Origin of the sequence: Nonomuraea sp. NPDC051191, assembly GCF_044455665.1 — a bacterium.
Lineage (GTDB): Bacteria > Actinomycetota > Actinomycetes > Streptosporangiales > Streptosporangiaceae > Nonomuraea.
On sequence record NZ_JBITEZ010000002.1, the window covers coordinates 57,455 to 78,811 of the forward strand.

Annotated in this window: 22 protein-coding genes; 15 read left to right on the forward strand and 7 right to left on the reverse strand. The window is 70.8% G+C overall.

The features are described 5' to 3' along the window. The first annotated feature begins 275 nt into the window (after window positions 1-275). Window positions 276-575 (forward strand): DUF4193 domain-containing protein, encoded by a 300-nt coding sequence (locus ACIA8R_RS04870; protein WP_020542847.1) that lies wholly within the window; start codon window positions 276-278, stop codon window positions 573-575. 93 nt (window positions 576-668) lie between these two features. Then, window positions 669-1,478: a hypothetical protein gene (locus ACIA8R_RS04875; protein ID WP_364090174.1), complete on the forward strand. Its 810-nt coding sequence runs from the start codon at window positions 669-671 to the stop codon at window positions 1,476-1,478. 19 nt (window positions 1,479-1,497) lie between these two features. On the opposite strand, the gene paaK is transcribed toward ACIA8R_RS04875, so the two are convergent. Together paaK and paaI are read right to left on the reverse strand one after the other, a co-directional pair. Next, window positions 1,498-2,796 carry a phenylacetate--CoA ligase PaaK gene (paaK, locus tag ACIA8R_RS04880; protein WP_397036616.1) on the reverse strand — a complete coding sequence of 433 codons (1,299 nt, stop codon included), beginning with the start codon at window positions 2,794-2,796 and terminating at the stop codon, window positions 1,498-1,500. Further along, window positions 2,793-3,161, reverse strand: coding sequence for a hydroxyphenylacetyl-CoA thioesterase PaaI (gene paaI / locus ACIA8R_RS04885; RefSeq protein ID WP_364090313.1), 369 nt, complete (start codon window positions 3,159-3,161; stop codon window positions 2,793-2,795). The genes paaK and paaI overlap by 4 nt, the downstream gene beginning before the upstream one ends. A gap of 175 nt (window positions 3,162-3,336) precedes the next feature. On the opposite strand from paaI, the gene ACIA8R_RS04890 reads away from it, so the two are divergent. Genes ACIA8R_RS04890 through ACIA8R_RS04900 form a run of 3 tightly spaced genes read left to right on the forward strand, consistent with a single transcriptional unit; the run spans window position 3,337 to window position 7,274 of the window. Then, entirely contained in the window at window positions 3,337-4,284 is a 948-nt protein-coding gene (locus tag ACIA8R_RS04890) for an MBL fold metallo-hydrolase (protein ID WP_397036618.1), read from the forward strand. Further along, window positions 4,281-5,831: an FAD-dependent monooxygenase gene (locus ACIA8R_RS04895; protein WP_397036620.1), complete on the forward strand. Its 1,551-nt coding sequence runs from the start codon at window positions 4,281-4,283 to the stop codon at window positions 5,829-5,831. Before ACIA8R_RS04890 ends, ACIA8R_RS04895 begins: the two co-directional genes overlap by 4 nt. Window positions 5,832-5,840: 9 nt before the next feature. Continuing rightward, complete coding sequence (locus ACIA8R_RS04900) at window positions 5,841-7,274, forward strand: trehalose-6-phosphate synthase (RefSeq protein ID WP_364090164.1); 1,434 nt, start codon at window positions 5,841-5,843, stop codon at window positions 7,272-7,274. Here the strand turns inward: ACIA8R_RS04900 and ACIA8R_RS04905 are convergent. After that, complete coding sequence (locus ACIA8R_RS04905) at window positions 7,207-7,491, reverse strand: DUF4235 domain-containing protein (protein WP_125646414.1); 285 nt, start codon at window positions 7,489-7,491, stop codon at window positions 7,207-7,209. The two genes, ACIA8R_RS04900 and ACIA8R_RS04905, sit on opposite strands and share 68 nt — an antisense overlap. A 107-nt stretch (window positions 7,492-7,598) precedes the next feature. Here ACIA8R_RS04905 and valS point away from each other — a divergent pair, with 107 nt between their 5' ends. The 9 genes from valS (at window position 7,599) to ACIA8R_RS04950 (ending at window position 15,783) form a co-directional block, all read left to right on the forward strand. Then, complete coding sequence (valS, locus tag ACIA8R_RS04910; protein ID WP_397036623.1) at window positions 7,599-10,076, forward strand: valine--tRNA ligase; 2,478 nt, start codon at window positions 7,599-7,601, stop codon at window positions 10,074-10,076. 158 nt (window positions 10,077-10,234) lie between these two features. Further along, on the forward strand, window positions 10,235-11,476 hold the full coding sequence (locus ACIA8R_RS04915; RefSeq protein ID WP_364090159.1) for an AI-2E family transporter: 1,242 nt from the start codon (window positions 10,235-10,237) through the stop codon (window positions 11,474-11,476). Between the two features lie 11 nt (window positions 11,477-11,487). Continuing rightward, window positions 11,488-12,042, forward strand: coding sequence for a PaaI family thioesterase (locus ACIA8R_RS04920; protein WP_357697949.1), 555 nt, complete (start codon window positions 11,488-11,490; stop codon window positions 12,040-12,042). Further along, the gene (gene dut, locus ACIA8R_RS04925; protein ID WP_364090155.1) at window positions 12,039-12,479 is read left to right on the forward strand and encodes a dUTP diphosphatase; all 441 of its coding nucleotides are present in this window, start codon (window positions 12,039-12,041) and stop codon (window positions 12,477-12,479) included. Before ACIA8R_RS04920 ends, dut begins: the two co-directional genes overlap by 4 nt. A gap of 59 nt (window positions 12,480-12,538) precedes the next feature. Beyond that, entirely contained in the window at window positions 12,539-13,177 is a 639-nt protein-coding gene (locus tag ACIA8R_RS04930) for a DUF3710 domain-containing protein (protein WP_364090152.1), read from the forward strand. A gap of 102 nt (window positions 13,178-13,279) precedes the next feature. Then, entirely contained in the window at window positions 13,280-13,666 is a 387-nt protein-coding gene (locus ACIA8R_RS04935) for an OB-fold nucleic acid binding domain-containing protein (protein WP_103955393.1), read from the forward strand. A gap of 4 nt (window positions 13,667-13,670) precedes the next feature. After that, on the forward strand, window positions 13,671-14,342 hold the full coding sequence (locus ACIA8R_RS04940) for a DUF3159 domain-containing protein (protein WP_364090149.1): 672 nt from the start codon (window positions 13,671-13,673) through the stop codon (window positions 14,340-14,342). A gap of 98 nt (window positions 14,343-14,440) precedes the next feature. Then, complete coding sequence (locus ACIA8R_RS04945) at window positions 14,441-15,019, forward strand: Uma2 family endonuclease (protein WP_397037314.1); 579 nt, start codon at window positions 14,441-14,443, stop codon at window positions 15,017-15,019. 296 nt (window positions 15,020-15,315) lie between these two features. Beyond that, a complete protein-coding gene (locus tag ACIA8R_RS04950) occupies window positions 15,316-15,783 on the forward strand; it encodes an NUDIX domain-containing protein (RefSeq protein ID WP_357697956.1) in 468 nt (155 codons plus the stop codon). Here ACIA8R_RS04950 and ACIA8R_RS04955 read toward each other — a convergent pair. Genes ACIA8R_RS04955 through ACIA8R_RS04965 form a run of 3 tightly spaced genes read right to left on the reverse strand, consistent with a single transcriptional unit; the run spans window position 15,749 to window position 17,486 of the window. Further along, entirely contained in the window at window positions 15,749-16,153 is a 405-nt protein-coding gene (locus tag ACIA8R_RS04955; RefSeq protein ID WP_357697958.1) for a TIGR03668 family PPOX class F420-dependent oxidoreductase, read from the reverse strand. The genes ACIA8R_RS04950 and ACIA8R_RS04955 overlap by 35 nt on opposite strands. Before the next feature lie 8 nt (window positions 16,154-16,161). Further along, the gene (locus ACIA8R_RS04960; protein WP_357697960.1) at window positions 16,162-16,821 is read right to left on the reverse strand and encodes a TrkA family potassium uptake protein; all 660 of its coding nucleotides are present in this window, start codon (window positions 16,819-16,821) and stop codon (window positions 16,162-16,164) included. After that, window positions 16,821-17,486, reverse strand: a complete 666-nt coding sequence (locus ACIA8R_RS04965; RefSeq protein WP_364090144.1) for a TrkA family potassium uptake protein — start codon at window positions 17,484-17,486, stop codon at window positions 16,821-16,823. Before ACIA8R_RS04965 ends, ACIA8R_RS04960 begins: the two co-directional genes overlap by 1 nt. Window positions 17,487-17,587: 101 nt before the next feature. Here ACIA8R_RS04965 and ACIA8R_RS04970 point away from each other — a divergent pair, with 101 nt between their 5' ends. Then, window positions 17,588-19,633 carry an APC family permease gene (locus ACIA8R_RS04970; protein ID WP_397036627.1) on the forward strand — a complete coding sequence of 682 codons (2,046 nt, stop codon included), beginning with the start codon at window positions 17,588-17,590 and terminating at the stop codon, window positions 19,631-19,633. On the opposite strand, the gene ACIA8R_RS04975 is transcribed toward ACIA8R_RS04970, so the two are convergent. Further along, window positions 19,620-21,260, reverse strand: a complete 1,641-nt coding sequence (locus tag ACIA8R_RS04975; protein ID WP_397036629.1) for an alpha/beta hydrolase — start codon at window positions 21,258-21,260, stop codon at window positions 19,620-19,622. The genes ACIA8R_RS04970 and ACIA8R_RS04975 overlap by 14 nt on opposite strands. Window positions 21,261-21,357 lie beyond the last annotated feature (97 nt).

The window sequence follows — 21,357 nt, forward strand, 5'->3', positions numbered from 1 at the left end:
TGATGTAGTGGGGGCGTCTCGTTCTCGCCGTACATGTGGTTGGATGTGCCGTCGAACACGGTGGTGCATGACGCCAAGGCTGTGGGTTTCGCCATATTTGGCTAACCATTGCCGTCGGCGGCAGGCCCGGACGTGTTGGGAGGTTCGTTGTCCGTTCGTGCGGGGTACCGATGGAAAATCTCCCCGACGGAACGGGCACAAGATGGGCCTCCCGGACGTTAGAAGACGCGCGATGAGCGCGAAGACATATAGATGAGGGGGATGGAGTAAGCACAATGGCTACCGACTACGACAGCCCGCGAAAGACAGACGACGACCTGGGGGAGGACAGCCTCCAAGAACTCCAGGCACGGCGTACCGACAAGTCGTCCGGCAGCATCGACATCGACGAGACCGACCTCGCCGAGTCGCTGGAGCTGCCCGGCGCGGATCTGTCGAACGAAGAGCTCTCCCTGCGGGTGATTCCCCGCCAGGCCGACGAGTTCACCTGCTCGCGCTGCTTCCTGGTGCACCACCGCAGCCAGCTGGCCTCCGAGAAGAACGGCCAGCAGGTCTGCCGGGAGTGTGCCGCCTGACCGCTGGAGCGAAGGAGCTCAGGGTGAGGGACCCAAGGAACGACCGAGCCCGCCTGCCCTGAGCGGTCGTGACCAAGTGGACGGAGGCATCGCGTGGCCGAACCTGAGAAGGACGACCGGCAAGTTGACGACGGGAGCGCCGACCCCGAGAAGGAGGTCGGCGAGCTCGTCGTACGGCTCACCCAGCCGGGTGAGCTGGAGCCGGCCGAGCGGCGCAGGCTGCTCGGCCGACTGGCGAAGTCCCTGGCCACAGGGGCGAAGAAGGCACGAGCGAGCGGCGCGGGCCGCGGTCGCTGGCTGGCCGAGGTCTTCCTCAGCATCGCGCCCCGCATCCCCATCCGCGACCTGCACACGCTGTCGGAGCACCATCACGGCCTCACCGGCGAGGAGCTCGCCGACGACCTGGTGCGCACCGCCCAGAAGGCCACCATGACGGTCGGGGCCATCGGCGGAGCACTCGCGGCGGCCCAGTTCGCCGCACCACCCCTCCTGCTCTCAGCGCCCGCGCAGCTCGTGGCGGAGACCATCGTCGTCGCCGCGATCGAGGTCAAGCTCCTGGCCGAGCTGCACGAGGTCTACGGCGTCCGCGTCCAGGGCACCGGCACCCAGCGGGCCTTCGCCTTCACCTCCGCCTGGGCCAAACAGCGCGGCATCGACCCCCTCGCCCCCGCGTCCGTCTCGCTCGCGCTCGGCGCGGCGTCCAAGGCCGCTCTTCGCAACCGCCTCATGCGTACGCTCGGGCGTCATCTGACCACCTTCGGCCCCTTCCTCACCGGGGCCGTCGCCGGCGGCGCGCTCAACCGCGGCGCGACCGGCAAGCTCGGCAAGGCCATCCGCGCCGACCTGCGCCTCAAGGGCCCGTCGTTGCCGACGCAGGCTCCCCCTGACGAGCTGACGCCGTAGTCCGGCGCACCGGGACGGCTCAGACGTCCCGGTCGTCCACCACGCGCTTGAGCTTGCCCACCGACCGCTCCAGCGTCTCCGGGTCCACGACCTCGACCTCGACGCTCACCCCGACGCCCGCCTTGACCGCGTGGCGCAGCGCGCGCCCGGCCTCCTCACGAGCGGTCGCGCCCGGCCGCGCCTCGACCCTGACGGTGAGCACGTCGAGCCGGTCCGGCCGGGTCAGGTGGAGCTGGAAGTGCGGCGACAGGCCGGGCACGCGCAGCACGAGCTCCTCGATCTGGGTCGGGAACACGTTCACGCCGCGCAGGATGATCATGTCGTCGGTGCGGCCGGTGACCTTCTCCATGCGGCGGAAGGCGGGCCTGGCCGTGCCGGGCAGCAGCCTGGTCAGGTCGCGGGTGCGGTAGCGGATGACCGGCATGGCCTCCTTGGTGAGGCTGGTGAACACCAGCTCGCCGCCGTCCGGGGCCGGTTCGCCGGTGAAGGGGTCGACGGTCTCGGGGTAGAAGTGGTCCTCCCAGACGTGCAGGCCGTCCTTGGTCTCGACGCACTCGTTGGCCACGCCGGGGCCCATGACCTCCGACAGGCCGTAGATGTCGACGGCGTGCAGGTCGAAGCGCTCCTCGATCTCGGCGCGCATGCGCTCGGTCCAGGGCTCGGCGCCGAAGATGCCGATCTCCAGCGAGCTCTCGCGCGGGTCGAGGCCCTGCGCGGCGAACTCGTCGAGCAGCGCCAGCAGGTACGACGGCGTGACCATGATGACCCTGGGCCGGAAGTCGGTGATGAGCTGGACCTGCCGGGCCGTCATGCCGCCGGAGACCGGCACGACGGTGCAGCCCAGCCGCTCGGCCCCGTAATGGGCGCCGAGGCCGCCGGTGAACAGCCCGTAGCCGTAGGCCACGTGCACCACGTCGCCGGGACGCCCGCCGGACGCCCGGATCGACCGGGCCATCACCTGCGCCCAGACGTCGAGGTCGGCCCGCGTGTACCCCACGACCGTGGGCTTGCCCGTGGTGCCCGAGGAGGCGTGGATCCGCGCCACCTGCTCGCGGGGCACGGCGAACATGCCGAACGGGTAGGACTCGCGCAGGTCCTCCTTGGTGGTGAACGGGAAGTGCGCGAGGTCGTCCAGGCTCCGGCAGTCGTCAGGGCGGACGCCGTGCTCGTCGAACTTGCGCCGGTAGAGCGGCACGTTGTCGTAGGCGTGCGCCAGCGTCCAGCGCAGGCGTTGCAGTTGCAGGGCCATGAGCTCGTCCCTGGAGACGCGCTCGACCGGGTCGAGCTCCTCCGGGGACGGCGGGGGGACGGGCCTCATCTCAGCTCCCTGCTGCGCCCGCGGAACTCCGCGACCACCCGGCCGCCGGCCCCGCGCACGGTGATGTCGTAGATGCCGCTGCGGCCGTAGCTGGTGCGCTCGGCCGCCTCGGCCACCAGCACGTCGCCCTCGTGGGCGGGGGCGACGAAGGTGATCTCGGCCCCGGCCGCCACGGTCACCGGGCCGCGGGTGTTGCACGCGCAGGCGAAGGCGGTGTCGGCCAGCAGGAAGACGTAGCCGCCGTGGCAGAGGGAGTGTCCGTTGATCATCTGGCCGGTCACCGCCATCCGGCACACCGCGCGGCCCTCGGCCAGCTCCACCAGCTCGATGCCCAGGGCGGCGGAGGCGGTGTCGGCGTCCATCATGCGACGCGCGCTCTCCACACAGGTCTCCCTTGCTTACTGACCGAATGTTCGGTAAACACTTCACCGTCCTGCCGAGCACTGTCAAGGGAGGGCCGGCGCGGTGGAGCGGTAAGGGCCGTTTGTGGGGTATGTCCTGGTTCATCAGCGGGTCGGCCTCGGCGCGTGAGGAGAGACGATGAGCAAGCCGTTCGCCTCGTCGGCGGATCTCGGTGAGAAGCGGCAGTCCCTTGAGGTGCTGGCGGACGGCGTCTACGCGCTCACCGCCGAGGGCGATCCCAACGTGGGCGCGATCGAGGGCGAGGACTTCCTGGTCTGCTTCGAGGCCCTGGCCACGCCCACGGCCGCCGCCGACTGGCTGGCCAGGCTGCGCGAGCACACCGGCAAACCGGTCAGATACCTCGTGCTCTCCCACTACCACGCGGTCCGGGTGCTGGGCGCCTCGGCGTTCGGCGCCGACGTCATCGTGGCCCACGACAAGACCCGCGAGCTGATCGCCGAGCGCGGCGAGCAGGACTGGGCCAGCGAGTACGCCCGGATGCCCCGCCTGTTCAAGGACCCCGCCTCGATCCCCGGCCTGACCTGGCCCACCGCCACGTTCAGCGACACCTTCACCATCGACCTCGGCGGCGGCAGGGGCGACCTGGTGCTGGCCCACTGCGGGCGCGGCCACACCGAGGGCGACCTGGTGGCCTGGCTGCCCGAACAGCGCATCCTGTTCGCCGGCGACCTGGTCGAGTCGCAGGCCGCGCTCTACACCGGTGACGCCTTCCACCGCGAATGGGCCGCCGGCACGCTCGACCGCGTCGCCTCGTTCGGGGCCGAGACGCTGGTGGGCGGCAGGGGAGCGGTGGCCCACGGCAAGACCGCGGTCGAGGCGGCCATCACCCAGAGCCGCGACTTCCTGACCGTGATGCTGCGCGAGGTCGGCGCGGCGGGCGGGCTGAAGGAGGCGTTCGAGCGCACCCACCGGGCCCTCGCGCCCCGCTACGGCGGCTGGCCCATCTTCGAGCACTGCCTGCCCTTCAACGTCTCCCGCCTCTGGGACGAGCTCCACGGCGTCGAACGTCCGCGCATCTGGACCGCCGAACGCGACCGCGAAGTGTGGGACGAGCTCCAGTCATGAGACCCGGGGAGTCCGTGCCGCAGGTGATCGTCGTCGGCGCGGGCCCGGTCGGCCAGACCGCCGCGCTGCTGCTGGCCAGATGGGGCATCCGGGTGCTGATGCTGGACCGGCGCCAGGCCCGCGACGGCGGCGGCTCGAAGTCGATCTGCCAGCAGCGCGACGTGCTCGACATCTGGGCCGCGGCGGGCGCGGGCCGGGTGGCGGAGGAGGGGCTGGCCTGGACCACGGCCCGCACCTACTACCGTGACCGCGAGCTGTTCTCCTGGTCCTTCGACGGCCAGGGCCCGCTGCCGCCCTGCGTGAACATCTCCCAGGCCCGCACCGAACAGCTGCTCGACGAGGTCATCGCCGACCAGCCGCTGATCGAGGTGCGCTGGAACCACGAGGTCACCGGGCTGGTCCAGGACCCGGCCGGGGTCGAGGTCCAGTGCGGGCAGCGGCTGCTGCGCGCCCCCTACGTGCTGGTCTGCGCGGGTGCCCGGGCCCAGCAGGTACGCCGGTCGCTCGGCGTCTCCTTCGACGGCGAGGCGTTCGACGACCAGTTCCTGATCTGCGACATCCGAGCGGAGCTGCCCGGCTGGGAGAACGAGCGGCGCTTCTACTTCGACCCGGTGTGGAACCCGGGCCGCCAGGTCCTCATCCATCCCTGCCCGAACGGGACGTACCGGATCGACTGGCAGATCGCGCCGGACTTCATCCCAACAAAAGACGATATTTCGCAGAAAATCCGGCAAATCATTGGGGATCGGCCGTACGAGGTGATCTGGCACAGCACGTACCGGTTCCACTCGCGGGTCGCGTCCCGGATGCGGGTCGGGCGGGTGCTGCTGGCGGGCGACTGCGCCCATCTGGTGGCGCCCTTCGGGGCCCGCGGGCTCAACTCCGGCGTGCCCGACGCCGAGAACGCGGCCTGGAAGCTGGCCTTCGCGCTCAACGGCTGGGCCGGGCCCGAGCTGCTGGAGTCGTACCACGTCGAGCGGCACGCGGCGGCGCTGGAGAACCTGGAGGTCACCGCCGCCACCATGCGCTTCCTCGCGCCGCGGACGGCCCGGGACCGGGCCAGACGGCGGGAGGTGCTGGAGGGCGGCCTGGTCGCCGAGGTCGACTCCGGACGCTTCGCCGAGCCCTACTGGTACGTCGACTCGCCGCTCACCACGCCCGAGCCGGAACGGCCGTTCCGGGGCCGTCCGCCTAAGGGCGCGCTGTGCGAGCCGGCCCCCGGGGTGATCCTGCCGGACGTGCCGCTGGCGAAGGGCAGACTGCGCGAGTTCTGCCGGGACGGTTTCCTCGTTCTGTTGGGCGATATGTGTGATTCGCGTTTGTTTGTGCAGGTCTTGGGCAAGGTCATTACGGCACCGCTCGCCGTCCGCGAGCTCACGGAGATGGATGCGTCCGGCTCGCTCGCCGAAAGACTGGGCGCGCGGCCGGACGAAGCATGGGTGATCAGGCCAGATGCCCACATCGCCGCGATCATTCCCCGCGGGGGGCCGGACGAGGTCGCGGCCGCCGTGAGCCGCGCCTGCGGCTCTCCTCTACCTGAGCCCTAGGAGGACTGCGTGACCGGCCGTAGCTCGTTTCTTATCGTCGCGAACCGCTTGCCGGTCGATCGCACGATCGAGCCAGACGGAACGGCCTCGTGGCGCAGGAGCCCGGGGGGGCTCGTGACGGCCATAGCGCCCGTGATGAAGCGCCGCCACGGCGCCTGGGCCGGTTGGCACGGCGCGCCGGACGAGCAGCTCGAACCGTTCGAGCAGGACGGCATGAGCCTCATCCCGATCCCGTTGTCGGCCCGCGAGGTCGAGCTCTACTACGAGGGTTTCTCCAACGCCACGCTCTGGCCGCTCTACCACGACGTGGTGGCGCCGCCGGTGTTCGAGCGGGAGATGTGGGAGACCTACCGCTCGGTCAACGAACGCTTCGCCGCGGCCGCCGCCGAGGCCGCCGAGGAGGGGGCCGTCGTCTGGGTGCAGGACTACCAGCTCCAGCTCGTGCCCGCGATGCTCCGACGGCTCCGGCCCGACCTGCGGATCGGCTTCTTCCTGCACATCCCGTTCCCGCCGGTCGAGCTGTTCTGGCGGCTGCCCTGGCGCAAGGAACTGGTCGAGGGGCTGCTCGGCGCGGACCTCGTCGGCTTCCAGCTTCCCGGCGGGGCCTCGAACTTCCGCAGGCTGTGCCGGCGGCTGCTCGGGCTGCCGTACAAGGGGAACGAGATCTTCCTCGACGACCGGGTGGTGACCACGCAGGCGTTCCCGATCTCGGTGGACTTCGGGCAGCTCGACTCGCTGGTGCGCGAGCCGCAGGTGGTGGCGCGGGCCAAGGAGATCAGGGGCGAGCTGGGCGATCCGGAGCACGTGCTGCTCGGCGTGGACCGGCTCGACTACACCAAGGGCATCGGCCAGCGCCTGGAGGCGTTCGGCGAGCTGCTCAAGGACGGCAGCCTGCGCCCGAACGAGGCGGTCTTCGTGCAGATCGCCACCCCGAGCCGCGAGCGCGTGGACGAGTACCGCAAACTACGCGACGACATCGAGCTGCAGGTGGGCCGGATCAACGGCGAGCACGCCCAGATCGGGGTGCAGCCGATCCAGTACTTCCACCAGTCCTACGGCCACGACGAGCTGGCCGCGCTCTACCTGGCGGCCGACGTCATGGTGGTCACGCCCCTGCGCGACGGGATGAACCTGGTGGCCAAGGAGTACGTCTCGTGCCACCACGACCTCCAGGGCGCCCTGGTGCTCAGCGAGTTCACCGGGGCGGCCGACGAGCTGCGGCAGGCGTACCTGGTCAACCCGTACGACATCGAGGACGTCAAGCGCCAGATGATCGCCGCCATGCGGGCCACGCCGCACGAGCTGGCCCGCCGGATGCGCACGATGCGCCGCCGGGTGGCCACCTACGACGTGGACCGCTGGGCGAGCGAGTTCCTCAGTGCCCTTGAGACACCTGCTTCACAGACTTCCACGCGTCGTAACGCTTCTTGGCGGTCCGGTTGACCACGATCTGCGCCACGGACATCCCGACGCCGGTGAGGATCGCGTAACCGATCGCCTCACCCATGCTGACCTCGGGCGAGTCGTCGTCGAGTGGCGGCTCCTTGCCGGTCGCCTTGACCCAGACGAACCCGAGCAGCTTTCTCATCCCCCAAGCGGTCGCCATGCCCACCAGACCACCGATGACACGCCAGGCGATGTCGGGTTTGTCCTCCGCCATGCCAACTCCCTTCCCCTATGTAACGAACACTAGTCTCTAACGCTTGCCGTCCCCCCGAAGCCGTACCATAAGGAGGCATGACTCAACAGCGACTACGCCATGCATCCATGCCGGAAAAGCCGACCCTCGACGGCTTGGAGCAGGTATGGGTAGCTCGCTGGCAGGAGGAGGGCACCTACCGCTTCGACCGCACCCGGCCGCGCGAGCAGGTCTACTCCATCGACACGCCGCCGCCCACGGTGTCCGGCTCCCTCCACGTCGGTCATGTCTTCTCCTTCACCCACACCGACATCATGGCCCGCTACCAGCGGATGATCGGCAAGTCGGTGTTCTACCCCATCGGCTGGGACGACAACGGCCTGCCCACCGAACGGCGGGTGCAGAACGTCTACGGGGTGCGCTGCGATCCGTCGCTGCCGTACGACCCCGACTTCGTTCCACCGGACAAGCCCGGCAAACGTGAGATCTCCATTTCGCGGCGCAACTTCGTGGAGCTGTGTCACCAGCTCACCGCCATCGACGAGAAGGCGTTCGAGGAGGTCTGGCGGCGGGTCGGCCTGTCGGTCGACTGGGACCTGCTCTACACCACGATCAGCGACGAGTCGCGCGCGGTGTCCCAGCGGGCGTTCCTGCGCAACCTCGGCCGCGGCGAGGCCTACCTCGCCGAGGCGCCCACGCTGTGGGACGTCACCTACCGCACCGCGGTGGCCCAGGCCGAGCTGGAGGACCGCGAGTGGCCCGGCTCCTTCCACCGCGTCTCCTTCTACGGCGAGCGCGGGCCCGTCTGGATCGAGACGACCCGGCCCGAGCTGATCCCGGCCTGCGTCGCGCTGGTCGCCCACCCCGACGACGAGCGCTACAAGCCGCTGTTCGGCACGTCCGCGCTCACGCCGCTGTTCGGCGTCGAGGTGCCGATCCTGGCCCACCACCTGGCCGAGCCCGACAAGGGGTCCGGCATCGCGATGATCTGCACGTTCGGCGACATCACCGACGTCACCTGGTGGCGTGAGCTGCACCTGCCCACCCGGCCGGTCATCGGCTGGGACGGCCGGCTGCTGCCCGAGCCGCCCGACGGCGTGGACGCCGAGCCGTACAAGGAGCTGGCCGGCAAGACCGTCCACAGCGCCCGCGAGCGCATCGTGGAGCTGCTGCGCGAGTCCGGCGACCTCGACGGCGACCCGCGCCCGGTGCAGCGCGCGGTGAAGTTCTACGAACGCGGCGACAAGCCGCTGGAGATCGTCACCACCCGCCAGTGGTACATCCGCAACGGCGGGCGCGAGCAGGCGCTGCGCGCCCGGCTGCTGGAGCGCGGCAGCGAGCTGGCCTGGCACCCGCCGCACATGCGGGTGCGCTACGACAACTGGGTCGAGGGCCTGACCAGCGACTGGCTGATCTCCCGCCAGCGGTTCTTCGGCGTGCCGTTCCCGGTGTGGTATCCGCTGGACGAGTCCGGCAACCCGGTCCACGACGCGCCGATCCTGCCGGCCGAGGAGTCGCTGCCGGTCGACCCGTCCTCCGACGTGCCGCCCGGCTACACCGAGGAGCAGCGGGGGGTGCCGGGCGGCTTCATGGCCGACCCCGACGTCATGGACACCTGGGCGACCTCGTCCCTGACGCCGCAGATCGCCGGCCGCTGGGCGACCGACGACGACCTCTACCGGCGTGTGTCCCCCTACGACCTGCGGCCGCAGGCGCACGAGATCATCCGCACCTGGCTGTTCTCGACGGTGGTCCGCTCCCACCTGGAGTTCGACGCGCTGCCGTGGAGCGACGTGGCGATCTCCGGCTGGATCCTCGACCCCGACCGCAAGAAGATGTCCAAGTCCAAGGGCAACGTGGTCACCCCGCTCGACCTGCTGGAGCAGCACGGCTCCGACGCGGTCCGCTACTGGGCCGCGAACGGCCGCTACGGCGTGGACACCACGTTCGACGTGGGCCAGCTCAAGATCGGCCGGCGGCTGGCGATCAAGATCCTCAACGCCTCGAAGTTCGTGCTCGGCCTGGCCGGCAGCGAGGGCGAGGTCACCGAGCCGATCGACCTGTCGATGCTGGCCGCCCTGTCCGACATGGCCCGCGAGGCCACGCAGGCGTTCGAGTCCTACGACCACACCCGCGCCCTGGAGGCCGTCGAGCGGTTCTTCTGGTCCTTCTGCGACGACTACCTGGAGCTGGTCAAGGCGCGGGCCTACGAGTCCGGGCCGGCCGCCGCCTCGGCGCACGCGGCGCTGCGGCAGGCCCTCGACACGCTGCTGCGGCTGTTCGCGCCGGTGCTGCCGTTCGTGACCGAGGAGGTCTGGTCGTGGTGGCGCGAGGGCTCGGTGCACCGCGCCGCCTGGCTGGCCCCCGAGCGCGGCACGGGCGATCCGGCGGTGCTGACCGTGGCCTCGGAGGTGCTGCGGCGGATGCGCAAGGCCAAGTCGGAGGCCAAGTCGTCGATGCGGGCCGAGGTGTCCAGGCTGACCGTCTCCGGTCCCGAGGCCGACCTCGTCCGGCAGGCCCAGGACGACCTGTGCGCGGCGGGCAACGTCGAGGAGTTCGTCCTGACCGGCGGCGACGAGCTGACGGTCGAGGTGCACCTGGGCTGAACCGCGGCGGCGTCCGCCTCGGACGGTGAGGGGCCAGGTCCCTCACCGTCCCGGCGGGCGTCGCCGGGCCCGGTGTGTCGCCGCCTGGGCGGGCCACTTCGGTACCCGGGCGTTTTATCGGTGCGCATCCTCGGCGCGGACGTGCCAGTCTTGAACACGTGCAGATCGACCGCCCCACCACACTCGTACCGCCCGTGCTGGCCAAGATGGCCGCATGGTGCGGGTGCCTGATCCTCGTCGGCGTGGTCGTCTACTTCTTCGTCCAGGCGATCGCCCGGCTCACGTTCGTGGCGCTGCCCGTGGCGATCGCGCTGCTGCTGACCGCGCTGCTGTTCCCGCTGACCAAGAGCCTGCGACGGGCGGGCCTGCGGCCCATCTACGCCACCTGGCTGACCATGCTGGTCGCGCTGGCCGTCCTGGCCGGCACCGGCTGGCTGGTCGGGGCGCGGGCCAGCGAAGAGTTCCCCAACCTGGTCACGCAGGTGCAGGCCACCGCGCGCTCGGTCCAGGAGTGGCTGATCACCGGCCCGCTGCACCTGAAGCAGGCCCAGATCACCGGGTACGTCGACGAGATCGCCACGATGGTCAACGCCCAGCGCACCGCCATCACCGGCACCGTGCTCTCGGCCAGCGCCGTCGCGATCGAGGTGCTCGCGTCCATCGTGCTGCTGCTCTTCGTCACGTTCTTCCTGCTCAAGGACGGCGACCGCATCTGGTCGTGGTTCCTGCGCGCCTTCGGCTCGATGTCGCCGCGGGTCGACCGGGCGGGCCGGGCGGCCTGGACCACGCTCTCCCACTACGTCCAGGGCACCGTGGCCGTGGCCGCCGTGCACGGCCTGATCATGGGCATCGTGCTGGCCGGCATGGGGGTGCCGCTGTGGGCGCCGCTGGCCGTGCTGATCTTCTTCGCCAGCTTCATCCCGATCGTCGGCATCTTCTTCGCCGGCACCGTCGCCACCCTCGTCACCCTCGGCGCCAAGGGCCTGGTCTACGCGCTGATCTTCCTGGGCATCCTCATCGTCGAGCAGCAGCTGGAGAACCACGTGCTCCAGCCGCTGATCGTGGGCCGGGCGCTCAACTTCCACCCGCTGGCGATCATCCTGGTGCTGTCCGTGGGCGGCATCCTGGCGGGCATCGCCGGAGCGGCCGTGGCCGTGCCGGTCGCGGCGGTGATCTACCGGGCGCTGCCGGAGCTGCGCCACAAACCGCCCGCCCTCCCGCCGCCGCCCGAGCACGGGCCCCCGGCGGGCGAGCCGCCGTCCGGCGACGCGCCGGCGGGCGGGCGTCCCGCCGAGGAGCCGCCGTCCGCGCCCGGCGGGCCGTCGGAGGGTGATGACGTGGGGCAGGCCGGGCGGTCCCGATCCGGTGTCGAGGGCGAGTCCGGGGGCCGCAGCGAGTAACCTCGTCACCCGTGACGCGTTCCTCCCTCACCACCCCGCCGCCGGACGCCTCGGCGCCCGCGGCCCATCCCGGCGCCCCGGCGCCGGGCAGCTCCCTCGGCTCCCACTACAGCCGCTGCTTCGGCTGCGGCCACGGCCACCCGACCGGCCTGCACCTGAAGGCGGCCACGCCCGACGGCGTCACGGTCGAGGCCGAGTTCACCGTGGGGGAGGCCCACCAGGGCGCGCCGATGCTCGCCCACGGCGGCGTGCTGGCCGCGGCGATGGACGAGGTCATCGGAATGTCCGTCTACCTGTTCCACAAGCCCTATGTGACGGCACGGCTGGAGACCGACTACCTTCTCCCCGTTCCCGTGGGCACGACACTCCACCTGCGCGCCTGGTGCAACGGGATCACGGGCAGGAAGGCGTACCTTGAGGCTGAGGGGCGCATCGGCGCTCCCGACGGACCGGTCGCCGTCCGCGCGGCAGCGCTGTTCATCGAGGTGAGCATGGAACACTTCGCCGAGCACGGCGATCTCGCGGCCATCGCCGCCGAACACCAGGACTTCGAGGTGAACCCGTGAGCGACGTGGAGGTCCTCATCCACCGGCTCGACACCGGGCTGCCGGTGCCGTCCTACGCCCACCCGGGCGACGCCGGCGCCGACCTCTACGCGGCCGAGGACGTCGAGCTGCTGCCGGGCGAGCGGGCCGTGGTCGGCACCGGCGTCGCGATCGCGCTGCCCGACGGCTACGCCGCGTTCGTGCACCCGCGCTCCGGCCTGGCGGCCCGCCACGGCGTCACGCTCGTCAACGCCCCCGGCACGGTCGACGCCGGCTACCGGGGCGAGATCAAGGTGACGCTGATCAACACCGACGCCAAGGAGCCGTTCCGCCTGCGGCGAGGTGACCGGGTGGCCCAGCTCGTGGTCCAGCGGGTCGAGCGCGCGGCCTTCTACGAGGTCGAACGCCTGCCCGGCTCGGTGCGCGGCGCCAACGGATTCGGATCGACGGGCCGCTGAAGCGGCGGTCCGGGAAGAAGCCTGGGGCCACGGCCCCGCGAACAGGGAGAGTGAGGAACGTGTTCCGACGTCGTCGTCGTGAGCAGCCGGAAGCGGTGGCCGAGCAGGAGTCAGCGGCCCCCACCCGTGAGTCCGGCCCGTGGGACGCCGACGAGCCCCACCCCGACACCGACAGGATCGACCTCGGCGGCCTGCGGCTGCCGCACAACCCCGACTTCGACGTGCGCCTGGCCTCGCTCGGCGACCAGCACGTCGGCGTCGTCGTCCTGTACGAGGACAGCTCGCTGCAGCTCCAGGCCCTGGCCGCGCCACGCTCGGCCGGCCTGTGGGACGAGGTCAGGACCAAGATCATGGCCCAGGCCCAGACCCTGGAGGAGCGGGAGGGCCCGTTCGGCGTCGAGCTGGCCGGGGAGGTCGCCATGGAAGGCGGCACCAGGGCGGCGCGCTACATCGGCGTCGACGGCCCGCGCTGGTTCCTCCTGGCGGCCATCACCGGCCCGGGAGCCTTCGACGAACGGGTCTCCGGGGCGTTCATCGACTTCGTCAAGGACGTCGTGGTCGTGCGCGGCAACGAGCCGATGACCCGCGAGGAGCCCATCACGCTGAGCCGTCCGCAGGAGCGGCAGGCCGGGGAGCAGGAGGAACGGCCGGCGTTCAGCCCCTTCAAGCGCGGTCCGGAAATCAGCGAGACCCGCTGAGTGTTACATTTGCGGGCACTCGCCCGGGCCCGTCCGGCGACATTCCCAAGACCCCCCATCGGCTATTCGCTGACGGCTTACCATCACATAGGCTGAACCATCATGAGTACGGCAGAGCCTCCGAAACGCGGGGGATTGCGGGGCTTCTTCAGTCGGCTGGCCACGACCCAGTCCGAGATCGAGGCCCAGGAACTGCGGGAAGACGCCGACGAGGTCGGCGCGACGCCCATCGTGTCGTGTGGCGGGCGCCGCAGATTCTGTGTAGCGGGTACGCTACGTACGGTGACACTGCGTCCCAGGGGCGGCGCTCCCGCCCTGGAGGCCGAGCTGTACGACGGGTCCGACGTGATCGACCTGGTGTGGCTCGGCCGCCGCAAGATCGCCGGCATCGAGCCGGGCCGCACGGTCAAGGCCGAGGGCCTGGTCAGCATGCAGGACGGGCGCAAAGTGATGTTCAATCCGCGATACGAACTGCGCCCAGGGAGTTGATCAGGTGAGTGCTGAGGCGGAAGAGGTCGCGCACGAGACCGTCGAGGCGGCGGTGCGAGCCCAGCTCGCCAAGGCTTTCGGTGGCGTCCGCGGCATCATCGAGGCCGCGGTGCCGACGATCGCCTTCACATTGTCGTGGATCTTCACCGAAGACCTGAAGAAGTCGCTCATCATCAGCATCTCGCTGTCGGTGCTGCTCCTGCTGGCCCGGGTGATCCAGCGGTCCACGCCGCAGTTCGTGATCAACAGCCTGATCGGCATCGCGATCGGCGCGTTCTTCGCCAGCCGGTCCGGCGACGCGAAAGACTACTTCCTGCCCGGCATCCTGTGGAACGGCGCGTACTCGGTGGGCATGCTGCTGTCCATCGTCACCCGCTGGCCGGTCGTGGGCTTCCTCATCGGCTCGGTCACCAACGACCCGGTGGGCTGGCACAAAGACGCGGGCATCGTCCGTCTCTGCACGCGGCTGACCTGGCTGCTCATGCTGCCGTGCGTGGTGCGGGTGGCGGTGCAGGGCCCGGTCTACCTGTTCGGCGGCGGCGACGAGGCGGTGGCCGCGCTCGGCTTCGCCAAGATCGTGATGGGCTGGCCCCTGCAGGTGGCGGCCCTGGCCGCGATGCTCTGGCTCCTCGGCCGCGGCCGCACCCCCATCAAGCCCCCGGTCGCCCCGGCCTGACCCGCCGGGGCTTGCTCCCGGTCACCGAACCAGGTGGGTCCGCCCACCTGGCACCTTACGAGCGTTGGAGCACGACAGCCGAAGCGGTGAGCCTGGAGATGACCACTTCCTCGCTGCCCGACTGGGTCTTCCCGCCACCGGGAGGCTTTGTCGCAGAAGACCTCGATGACCTTCCGAATCTGCCTGCGCACACTGAGTTGATTGACGGAAGCCTGGTCTTCGCCCGTGCTCAAGCGTCCTTTCACGCGATGATCGTCGACCTTCTCGCTGCCGGCCTCCGCGGAGCCGCTCCCGATGAGCTCAGAGTGCGCCGTGAGATGAGCGTGGTTCTCGGGCGCGATCAACGTCCTGAGCCCGATCTCGTCGTGCTGAAGGCCGAGGCCCTGGGCGACGGTCGTGAGACCTTCTACGAGGCGAAGGACGTGGTCCTGGCTGTCGAGGTGGTTTCACCTGAGTCCCGAAGCCGGGACCGGGAGCGTAAACCGGCTCTCTACGCCGCGGCCGGGATCCCGCACTTCTGGCGGGTCGAGGGTGAGGCGGGTGAGCCCGTGGTCTACGTCTACGAGCGCGATCCCGCCACCCGCGCCTACGCGCTCACCGGCATCCACCACGACAGGCTCAAGCTGACCGTCCCCTTCGACCTGGACGTCGACCTGAGCGGGATCCACCACCTCTGACCTCTTGACCCGCCGTGATGCTCGAACCTCAACGGGCAAGGGCCCCTGCGTGCTGCTGGGGCAAGGGGCCGTGCGGACCTCCAACCCATCCGAAGCACCGCTGAAGGTCGCCGCAGGGGGTGGGCGAAAAGGGCGGGGCGGCCACGTTCGTTCTCACCGCGACCGAGCTGGGGCTGGTGGCCACCATCAACACCGCGGGCCGGCCGGGCAGGGGCCAGGTCGTGGGGGTTGTGGGCGGCAGGAGGGTTCGGGGGGTTCGGGGGCGTGGGAGCCTGGGTGGGGTGAGGGGGAACTGGGTGGGTCGGGTGGTGGCGTGGGTGTGGAAGGCGCTGGGCGGGCGCGTTCGCTGGCGGGTGTTGTGGCTGACCCATGCCACCTTCATGGTCGGCGTCACCGGCCTCGTACGCGATGCCGACGGACGCGTGCTCGTGCTGCGCCACCGCCTGTGGCAGGAAGGGCGGCAATGGGGCTTCCCCACGGGGTTCGCCAAGAGGGGCGAGACCTTCGAGGGCACGGTGGAGCGCGAGGTGTTCGAGGAGACCGGCCTGAGTGTGCGCACGGGCCGGTTGTTGCGCGTGCGGAGCGGGTTCGGGCTGCGGGCCGAGGTGGCCTACGAGGCCGTGCTCGTCGGCGGCACGCTCAGGATCGACCCGCTGGAGATCCTCGAAGCCCGCTGGGTCGCCCCCGACGACCTGCCCGAGGGCCTGCAGGCCGCCCACCGCGACCTGCTCATCCCGAGTACGCCCACCCCGACCACCGACTGACCGCGACCACGATCACGGGCCCCTCGGGCGGCCGGTCGCGGTACTGGTGGTACTTGTCGGCCAGGGACTCCAAGGCCCACAAGCCGTCCTCGTGCACGGTCGCCGTGCCGTCGGCGCGGGCCCACCACAGCCTGGTCCAGTCGTCCTCGTAGTGGTCGGCGAGCAGGCTGACCCGCGGGTTCGCCCGGATGTCGCGCAGCCGCCTCAGGTCGTACGTGCTCTTCGGCTTGTGGTCGACGGCGGACACCACGGTGTCACCCAGGACGGCGAAGGTGACGGGCACCAGACGCGGCACCCCACCCGCGTCGGCCGTCGCCAGGCGGGCGACGCGGGCGCCCGCGAACAGCGAGCGGGCGCGGGCGGCGTCCAAGACCGGGCTCAGCGCTGGGAGAGCAGGTGGGCGAGCTCCTCCTCGACCTCCTGGCTGGCCACGAACAGCAGCTCGTCGCCGGCCTCCAGGGGGTCGTCGGCGGTCGGCACCAGCACCCGGCCCTCGCGCAGGATCGCCACCAGCGCGGAGTCGACCGGCCACGGCACCGACCCGGCGCGCTGGCCCACGACCGGCGCGTCCTCGGCGAGGGTCAGCTCGACCAGGTTGGCCTGGCCCTGGCGGAACGTCATCAGCCGCACCAGGTCGCCGACGCTGACCGCCTCCTCCACCAGGGCGCTCAGCAGCCGCGGCGTCGAGACGGCGACGTCGACGCCCCACGACTCGTTGAACAGCCACTCGTTGTTGGGGTGGTTGATGCGGGCCACCACGCGCGGCACGCCGTACTCGGTCTTGGCCAGCAACGAGACCACGAGGTTGACCTTGTCGTCGCCGGAGGAGGCCACCACGACGTGGCAGTTGCTGAGCCCGGCCTCGTCGAGCGAGGCGATCTCGCACGCGTCGGCGAGCAGCCACTCGGCGCGCGGCACACTGTCGATCTTGATCGCCCGCGGGTCGACGTCGATGAGCAGGACCTCGTGGCCGTTCTCCAGCAGCTCGGAGGCGATGGAACGGCCCACGGCGCCCGCGCCGGCGATGGCGATGCGCATCAGTCGTCCTCTTCCGGCGCCGCGGCGAGCACCTTGTTGATCCGGTCCATGTCGTTCTCCGCCGCGATGACGTGGAGCAGGTCGCCCTCCTGGACCACGGTCTCGTCCGTGATGGTCAGGGCCTCGCCCATGCGGTTGATGAAGGCCACGCGGGCGCCGGCCCGGCTCTCCAGGTCGACGACGCGGGTGGCGATCCAGGCCGGGTTGGTGGCGACCTCGGCGAGAACGACCGTGCCCGTGGGGTCGCGCCACAGCGGCTCGGCGCCCTCGGGCAGGATGCGGCGCAGGATCTGGTCGGCCGTCCAGCGGACGGTGGCCACCGTGGGGATGCCCAGCCGCTGGTAGACCTCGGCCCGCCGGGGATCGTAGATGCGGGCCACCACGTTGTCGACGCCGAACGTCTCGCGGGCCACACGCGCGGAGATGATGTTGGAGTTGTCGCCGCTGGAGACGGCGACGTACGCGGTCGCCGACTCGATCCCGGCCTCGGTGAGCACGTCGCGATCGAAGCCGACGCCGGTCACCCGCCGCCCCCGGAACCCCGCGCGCAGGCGGCGGAACGCCTGCGGGTCGCGGTCGATGATGGCGACGGAATGGCCGCTGTCCTCGAGGATGTGGGCGAGGGTCGAACCGACCCTGCCGCATCCCATGATCACTATATGCATACTCCCCCGCACTTCGCGGTCGGCCGGTTGCTCGACACCAGTATGGCCCGATGGGGGAGCGCCGCGTTTAGGGCATCGGCATGCGGCTAGCATCTCGTTACGTGGCGAAGGTAACGGATCTTGTCAAACGCGTGCTCGTGGGGCGCGCCCTGCGAAGCGGGCAGCTCCACGAGCAACTCCTGCCCAAACGCATCGCCCTGCCGGTCTTCGCCAGTGACGCTCTGTCCTCGGTGGCCTACGCCCCGCAGGAGATTTTGGTCATCCTGTCGCTGGCGGGCGTCTCGTTCTATTCCTACAGTCCCTGGATCGCCGTCGCCGTCGTGGTGGTGATGCTGACGGTCGTGGCGTCGTACCGGCAGAACGTGCACGCCTACCCCAGCGGCGGCGGCGACTACGAGGTGGCCACCACCAACCTCGGCAAGAACGCGGGGCTCACCGTCGCCAGCGCCCTCATGGTCGACTACGTGCTGACCGTCGCCGTGTCGGTGGCCAACGGCGTCGACTACGTCGGCGCGACCATCCCGTTCGTGGCCGACCACCGGCCCGCGATCGCCATCATCATCGTGATCCTGCTCACCGTGGTGAACCTGCGCGGCATCCGCGAGTCCGGCGCCGCCTTCGCCGTCCCCACGTACGCGTTCATGTTCGCGGTGATCGGCCTGGTCGCGTGGGGCGGCATCCGGCTGCTGGTGTTCGGCGACGAGCTTCGGGCGCCCAGCGCCGGGTTCTCCATCCGGCCCGAGCAGGCGAACCTGGCCTCCTTCGCCGCGGCCTTCCTGATCCTGCGCGCCTTCTCCTCCGGCTGCGCCGCGCTGACCGGCGTCGAGGCCATCAGCAACGGCGTGCCCGCCTTCCGCAAGCCCAAGAGCAAGAACGCCGCCACGACCCTGCTCATGATGGGCCTGATCGCCATCACCATGTTCGGCGGCATCATCGCGCTCGGGCTGGCCTCCGGCGTGCGGGTGGCCGAGCCGAGCGTCGTCGCCCACGACCTGCTCAGGCCCGACGGCACGCCGGTCGGCGACGGCTACTACCAGCAGCCGATCATCTCCCAGGTGGCCGACGCGGTGTTCGGCGGCGGCTCGCTGCCGTTCGTGGTGATCTCCGCGGTGACCGCGCTCATCCTGTTCCTGGCCGCGAACACCGCCTTCAACGGCTTCCCCGTGCTCGGCTCGATCCTCGCCCAGGACCGCTACCTGCCGCGCCAGCTCCACACCCGCGGCGACCGGCTGGCCTTCTCCAACGGCATCATCATCCTGGCGCTCGGCGCCTGCCTGCTGCTGTGGGGCTTCCAGGCCGACGTCAGCCGCCTGCTCAACCTCTACATCGTCGGCGTGTTCGTCTCCTTCACGCTCAGCCAGATCGGCATGGTCATCCACTGGACCCGTCATCTGAAGACCGAGACCGACCGCCTGGTCCGCCACCAGATGCACCGCTCCCGCGTGATCAACTTCTTCGGCGCCATCATGACCGGCCTGGTGCTGATCGTCGTGCTGCTGACCAAGTTCCTGGTCGGGGCGTGGATCGTGGTCATCGCGATGCCGGTGCTGTTCCTCATGATGAAGGGCATCCGCCGCCACTACGACAAGGTCGCGGCCGAGCTGGAGATCACCGACGACTACGAGCCCGCCATGCTGCCGGCCCGCAACCACGCGATCGTGCTCGTCTCCAAGATCCACAAGCCGACCATGCGCGCGCTCGCCTACGCCCGCGCCACCCGTCCCTCCTCGCTGGAGGCGATCACCGTGGGCGTCGAGGGCGACGAGGCGCGCCGGCTCCAGGAGGAGTGGGAGCGGCTGGGCATCCCGGTGCCGCTCAAGATGCTCGACTCGCCCTACCGCGAGATCACCCAGCCCATCCTCGACTACGTCAAGACCCTGCGCCGCCGCTCGCCGCGCGACGTGGTCACCGTCTTCATCCCCGAGTACGTCGTCGGCCGCTGGTGGGAGCACCTGCTGCACAACCAGAGCGCGTTGCGGCTGAAGGCCAGGCTGCTGTTCAAGCCGGGCGTCATGGTGACCAGCGTGCCCTGGCAGCTCCACTCCTCCGACCGGCTCAAGGGCCGCCCCGAGCCGTACGCGCCGGGCGCGGTGCGCCGTCCCTGGCACCAGACCGTCAAGGACGAAGGCGAGATCAAGGCGCGCTGACCAGCGTCCGCAGCCGCCAGGTGTCGGACGCCGTCCAGCCGCGCGGCGCGGCGACGGCGGCCCACCCGTCCACGATGTTGGCGCCGTAGCGGTGGCCGTGGCCGGGCGGCACGGACATCGCCGCCGTCATGTCCACCAGCACCTGCCAGAACGTCACCAGCGGGAACCAGTTCATCTGCGGGTTCACCCCGGGCCCGCGCTCGCCCTCCAGCCAGGCGGGACGGTGGTAGATGAGCGTGGGCGACCACCACACGACGGGATCGGTGGCGTTCTGGAGGTAGACCACGCGGGGGAGCGGCCACGGGCCCTTGGGACGTGACAGGTCGGCCGGGAGCTGGGCGAAGCGGGCCGTCCTGCCGTCCTGGTAGACGGGCCGCCAGATGGGGGTGCCGGGGTCGCGGTGGGCGGTGAGGTGGTTCCAGACGGGGTTGGCGTTCGGCGGGCCGACGAACAGCGCGCCGTCGGTCCGGGTGGCCAGGTCGGCCAGGTCGCGGAAGGAGTTCTCCAGCTCGTAGGAGCCCAGGCTCTCGCCGGCGACCAGCAGCCGGGGCCGGTGGGCGGGCGGGAGCCGGTCCCACCTGGCGCGCACCGCCTCGAACAGGGCCCGGCCCGCGGCCGCCGCCTTGTGCCTGTCGGCCAGGAACGACACCCAGCTCGGCAGGTAGGAGTACTGCACCGCGACCATGGCGGTGTCGCCGTTGTACATGAACTCCAGCGAGTCGGCGATGTGCTGGTCGACCCAGCCGGTGCCGGTCGTGCCGAGCACCGCGAGCACCGGACGGCCGAAGCCGCCCGTCCGCTCCAGCTCCCGTACGGCCACCGCGGCCTGCTCCTGGGGCGAGGTGGTGGCGTCGAGCCCGACGTACACGCGGATGGGCTCGGCGGCCGGACGGCCGGAGAAGGCTGCCAGCTCCGTGACCGTGGAGGCGGTGGCGGTGAAGCGGCGGCCCTCGCGGCCCAGGGAGTCCCAGGTCACCAGCGAGCCGGGGCCGCCGGACACCTTGGCCGAGCCCGGCCTGCGCACGCCCGGGTGGGTGCCCTCGTTGGCGACCGAGGAGACGTCGCTCATCTTGCTGAGGAAGCCGGAGAACAGCACGTCGTCGGCGAACAGCGCGACCATCGAGGCGACGATCAGCACGCCGACGACGTGGCCCACGTACGCGGGGACGTACCGGTCGAGCCAGTCGATCAGCTTGCGGCCGGCCAGCCGTACGAGACGGGACAGCAGCAGGAACAGGGCGAACAGCGTGACCGCCACCGCCAGGATCACCGGCGGGAACCAGGTGATGCGGGTGTCCATGCCCATGAGCGCCCGCACGTCGCGCTGCCAGTCGATGCTGTACCACAGCGCCACGACCGTCAGCCCGCAACAGCCGCCGACCATGATCTGCCAGGCGGCCCGCCGCCCCCGCTCCGGCAGCCGGTACGGGATCACCGCCCGCCCCAGCGCGCCCGCCGCGGCCCCCACCCCGTAGCCGAGGATGCCGGTGACCGCGCCCATCACGCCCTGGAACAGCCACGTGCGCGGCAGCAGCGAGGGTGTCAGCGAGGCGCAGGCGAACAGCACGGCCAGCAGCGTGCCCCCGAATCCGAGCCGCCGGCGCACCACCCGAGTCCTGTCCATCATCACCCACAGTAGTGACTCAAGTCCGGAAAGTGGTCGTCCGGGGCGCGAGGCGGGGCACGCGGACGCCGCCCGTGGCGGCTCACCATAGGGTGGGGGT

Excerpts from the sequence above, each read along its gene's own strand:
- ACIA8R_RS04895 (WP_397036620.1), top strand. The coding sequence starts at position 4,281 with ATGAGACCCGGGGAGTCCGTGCCGCAGGTGATCGTCGTCGGCGCGGGC.
- ACIA8R_RS04890 (WP_397036618.1), top strand. The coding sequence starts at position 3,337 with ATGAGCAAGCCGTTCGCCTCGTCGGCGGATCTCGGTGAGAAGCGGCAG.
- valS (WP_397036623.1), top strand. The coding sequence starts at position 7,599 with ATGCCGGAAAAGCCGACCCTCGACGGCTTGGAGCAGGTATGGGTAGCT.
- ACIA8R_RS04905 (WP_125646414.1), bottom strand. The coding sequence starts at position 7,491 with ATGGCGGAGGACAAACCCGACATCGCCTGGCGTGTCATCGGTGGTCTG.
- ACIA8R_RS04870 (WP_020542847.1), top strand. The coding sequence starts at position 276 with ATGGCTACCGACTACGACAGCCCGCGAAAGACAGACGACGACCTGGGG.
- ACIA8R_RS04965 (WP_364090144.1), bottom strand. The coding sequence starts at position 17,486 with ATGCATATAGTGATCATGGGATGCGGCAGGGTCGGTTCGACCCTCGCC.
- paaI (WP_364090313.1), bottom strand. The coding sequence starts at position 3,161 with ATGATGGACGCCGACACCGCCTCCGCCGCCCTGGGCATCGAGCTGGTG.
- paaK (WP_397036616.1), bottom strand. The coding sequence starts at position 2,796 with ATGAGGCCCGTCCCCCCGCCGTCCCCGGAGGAGCTCGACCCGGTCGAG.
- ACIA8R_RS04935 (WP_103955393.1), top strand. The coding sequence starts at position 13,280 with ATGAGTACGGCAGAGCCTCCGAAACGCGGGGGATTGCGGGGCTTCTTC.
- ACIA8R_RS04975 (WP_397036629.1), bottom strand. The coding sequence starts at position 21,260 with ATGATGGACAGGACTCGGGTGGTGCGCCGGCGGCTCGGATTCGGGGGC.
- ACIA8R_RS04945 (WP_397037314.1), top strand. The coding sequence starts at position 14,441 with ATGACCACTTCCTCGCTGCCCGACTGGGTCTTCCCGCCACCGGGAGGC.
- ACIA8R_RS04960 (WP_357697960.1), bottom strand. The coding sequence starts at position 16,821 with ATGCGCATCGCCATCGCCGGCGCGGGCGCCGTGGGCCGTTCCATCGCC.